At 57.8% G+C, this 3,392-nt stretch carries 3 protein-coding genes; all 3 read left to right on the top strand.

Translation table 11 applies throughout. The features are described 5' to 3' along the window. The first annotated feature begins 135 nt into the window (after positions 1–135). The 3 genes from LPA34_RS26795 to LPA34_RS26785 are packed head-to-tail and all read left to right on the top strand — an operon-like array spanning position 136 to position 3,288. A complete protein-coding gene (locus LPA34_RS26795) occupies positions 136–1,362 on the top strand; it encodes a tyrosine-type recombinase/integrase (protein ID WP_228984159.1) in 1,227 nt (408 codons plus the stop codon). Continuing rightward, complete coding sequence (locus LPA34_RS26790; protein WP_133891065.1) at positions 1,353–2,297, top strand: tyrosine-type recombinase/integrase; 945 nt, start codon at positions 1,353–1,355, stop codon at positions 2,295–2,297. The genes LPA34_RS26795 and LPA34_RS26790 overlap by 10 nt, the downstream gene beginning before the upstream one ends. Next, positions 2,290–3,288, top strand: coding sequence for a tyrosine-type recombinase/integrase (locus LPA34_RS26785; RefSeq protein WP_133891066.1), 999 nt, complete (start codon positions 2,290–2,292; stop codon positions 3,286–3,288). The genes LPA34_RS26790 and LPA34_RS26785 overlap by 8 nt, the downstream gene beginning before the upstream one ends. Positions 3,289–3,392: the final 104 nt, after the last annotated feature.

Raw genomic sequence — 3,392 nt, 5'->3', positions numbered from 1 at the left:
TAGTGGCTATGTTGCGGCCAAATTTATGTGGCGGCAGCCGATAGGCGCCGAGGAAACATGGGGCCTGTCCTGGCTATTGACGTGACATAAATTTCGGCGCTTTGTGACCTTCCAACCGTCGTTCGGAGGTCTGTCATGTCCAAGAAGCCAGCCCTTGCAAAGGTCGAAGGGAGTCGCCATCGCGAAGCGCCGTTTTTGCAGGAACGGGAGCGATATTTACGCCACTGCGCCGAGTTGGGTGCAACGCCTGGCTCGCTGTGTATAAAAAGAAATGAGCTCATTTGGGTCGCTCGCCTGCTGCCCGCGACTGCATCGCAAGGCGTCGATGTCAGTTTGCTGCATGAGATCGCGCGCAAGCGCGCATCGATGCATACGGGCGTCACGATGGAATACCGGATGATCGCGGCCGCCCGACCGTGGTTACGGTTCCTCGGGTGGTGGCGTGAGCCAATCATCGTTCTCCCGTTTCAGGGCCATCTCGACAGATACGTCAAATGGATGCGCGATGAGCGAGGGTTCACTCCTTCCACGGTCGCTCAGTGGCAAAGCAGGACCACACAGTTTCTTCAGTGGTGCGTAGACACCGATCGCCGCCTGGAGGATCTGCAGCCTGATGATATCGACGCCTACTTCATTCAGAATGCGTCGCGGTGGGGGCGGATATCGATGAAGGGTGTAATGGGTGCCCTCCGGATATATTTGCGTTACTCGGCAATGCAAGGTTTATGCGACTCACGACTTGCCGCGGCACTACGCACGCCGCGTGTCTACACGCAGGAATCCCTACCATATGCGCCACGATGGACCGACGTGCAACGGATCCTGGCAACCACCGCGACCGACAAGCCCGCTGACATCAGAAACCGCGCGATTCTGATGCTCCTGTCGATCTATGGCATGCGCCGCGGGGAGGTAGTGGCTTTGCGCCTTGATCAGGTGAACTGGGCCGGACGCACACTGCATGTGTTTCGCCTGAAACGCCGGCAGCCGCAGGTCTATCCGTTGTTGCCAACGGTCGCCGAAGCATTGGCCAGCTATATCGACACCGTGCGTCCGCCGGCTTCTGCACCGCAGATATTTCTTGGACTGCACGCACCACATCGTCCACTGACCCCGCAGGCGGTATTCGACCTGGTCAATGACAGGTTCAAAGCGCTGGGAATTGAGGCGAAGCATCGGGGCCCGCACGCATTGCGCCACGCCTGTGCTGCACGCCTGGTCGATCAGGGCTTAAGTCTCAAGGAGATTGGTGACCACCTCGGCCACCATAGTGCATCTGCCACGATGACTTATGCCAAGGTCGATATGCGCGCGCTACGCGAAGTCGGCGACTTCGATCTGGGAGATTTGTCATGGAACTGATCGACGTGGTGACAGCATACGTCTCAATGCAACGGTCGTTGGGCCTGCGATTTGAAGCTGCCGACCGACTCTTGCGGCAGTTTGCCCATGAGATGGGGAATGTCGGCATTGCCGACGTCCGGCCGGATGCCGTCGTGGAATTTCTACAAGGAACGGGGCCACTCACAGCTACATGGCGGCTCAAATACAACGTGCTTGCAGGCCTGTACCGGTTTGCCATTAGCAGGGGATACAGCGAGACATGTCCGCTTCCCGCAAACGTGCCGAAGCTGCCGCCGCCCCAGACCCCCTATGTGTACTCGACCGCAGAGCTCCACCGCTTGATCGACGCGACGCCTCTGCTGTACAACTACCGTAGTCCACAGCAGGCATCCATGTACAGGACATTGATTCTCCTGCTGTATGGCAGCGGGTTGCGCATCGGCGAAGCGCTGCGGTTGACCATTCTGGATGCGGACCTGATCGACCGCGTCATCACCGTACACAATACGAAATTCTTCAAGACTCGTCTGGTACCGATTGGGCAACGGTTGTCGACGGAATTGGCCACGCATATCGAGCGCCGTCGGGGCCTGCCGATGCCGGAGGGCAATAACTCGCGCCTGTTCACTTCGCGCACTGGGCACGGGTGGCCGTATTCGCAAGTCATTACCCTGTTTCAGCGCTTGCGCCAGATGGCTAAAATCGAGTGCCCCGAGGGAGAGCTGCATCCACCGCGCCTGCACGATTTGAGACATACCGCGACAGTACATCGGGTTCTTGCATGGTATCGCGATGGCAAGGATGTGCAACGCCTGCTCCCGCAACTAGCGACCTACCTGGGGCACGTCGATATCAAATCGACGCAGCGATATCTGCGCATGACACCGGAGTTGCTCGCAGAAGCAAGCCGGCGTTTCGCACAGTACGCGCAGTGTGGAGACGATCATGAATGACAGGAACCTGCTTGGCCCCTGGATCCGGCGCTTCATGCTGGAGCATATGGTGGCGGAACGGAACTTCTCGCCCAACACGCAAGCCAGTTACCGCGACACATTGACTTTATTGTTACCGTTCGCGGCCAAACTCGGCGGCTTTGCGATCGACCGGATGACTGTTGAGGACCTTTCGCCAACCATCGTGCGCCAGTTCCTGGATCACGTCGAATGCGATCGGCATTGCGGTGGCGCCACCCGGAATCTGCGGCTGAGCGCGCTCCATTCTCTGGCCCGCTTCATCGGCATGCATTCACCAGTTCATCTGTCTTGGTGTAGCGAGGTGCGGTCAATTCCATTCAAAAAAACGGCCCGGACATTGATCGGTTATCTCGAGAAATCAGAGATGGATGCTTTGCTGGCAGCGCCAGACCGCCGCACGGCAATCGGGGCACGCGACTATGCATTGCTTCTGTTCCTGTACAACAGCGGAGCTCGCGCCGATGAAGCTGCGAAGTTGACCATCGGACGCTTGCAGCTCACCGAGCCGTCCTCCGTTCGCATACTTGGCAAAGGAAACAAGATGCGTGTGTGTCCCTTGTGGCCGACGACGTCCTCCGTCTTGACTCAACTCGTAACCGGGCGTAGTGCAGACGACACCGTGTTCCGTGGACGGACAAATCAGCCGATGACACGGTTCGGCATACATCGTGTCGTCACCCAATATGCCAAGCTCGTGACCAAGTCACATCCTGCGATGAAAGATAGACGTATCAGTCCGCATTCGGTTCGACACACGACCGCGGTTCATCTGCTACGTGCCGGCGTCGATATCAACACGATCCGAGCCTGGTTAGGGCATGTCTCTTTGGATACGACACACATCTACGCCGAGGTCGACCTGGAAATGAAAGCAAAGGCGCTTGCTCGCGTCGACATCTCGGGCCTGCCCGCAGCATCAAGGCGCGCGACCACGCTGCCTTCACTGATGATGTTTCTGAAGCAACTTTAGTTGTTCGCTGGCATTTTTATGTGCGGGCACGAGTCAGGGGGATTGGATAAGCCCTGATTCGAAGACATCGCCGCCACATAAATTTGGCCGCAACATAGCCGCTG

The sequence above is a fragment of the Paraburkholderia gardini genome (assembly GCF_907164575.1).
GTDB classification, from domain to species: Bacteria; Pseudomonadota; Gammaproteobacteria; order Burkholderiales; family Burkholderiaceae; genus Paraburkholderia; species Paraburkholderia gardini.
Note: the sequence above shows the minus strand (reverse complement) of the source record. Positions and strands in the feature narration are given on the sequence as shown.